The organism is Thiorhodococcus mannitoliphagus (genome assembly GCF_010915725.1).
Lineage (GTDB): Bacteria > Pseudomonadota > Gammaproteobacteria > Chromatiales > Chromatiaceae > Thiorhodococcus > Thiorhodococcus mannitoliphagus.
On the sequence record NZ_JAAIJR010000498.1, the window covers coordinates 1 to 354 of the forward strand.

Annotated in this window: 1 protein-coding gene; it reads right to left on the minus strand. The window is 67.2% G+C overall.

Going from position 1 to position 354, the window contains the following annotated elements; translation table 11 throughout:
• Positions 1-354, minus strand: a 354-nt coding sequence (locus tag G3480_RS29775; RefSeq protein WP_206171960.1) for a DNA polymerase beta superfamily protein, incomplete at both ends; no start/stop codon positions are given.

Consider the following 354-nt stretch of genomic DNA (forward strand, 5'->3'; position numbering starts at 1 on the left):
CGCCGAGCGCTTGATCCGGAGCAACGCATCGATGGCCGCACGCAGTGCTGGATCGCCGATCAGCGCCTCCACCAGGGCCGCGAAGCGCGTCGGCGCCGGACCGCGTCCCTGCTCGATCCAGAGCGTCGCCAGCAGCGGGCGCAGTACGTAGAGGTACTTCTTCAGCCGCACCCGCTCGCGGGTGAGGAATTCGCGGTGATTGCGCCGGGCCATGTGGACATAGTGATGGAAGGACCGCTCGGGCTGGTGGACCTCACGGGCGAGGGTGCGCAACGCCTCCAGGAAGACCGGCTCTGCTCGGTAGACCACCGGCGAGTCGAGCCATTCGATCAGGGTCGCATTGCCCTTCTTCAG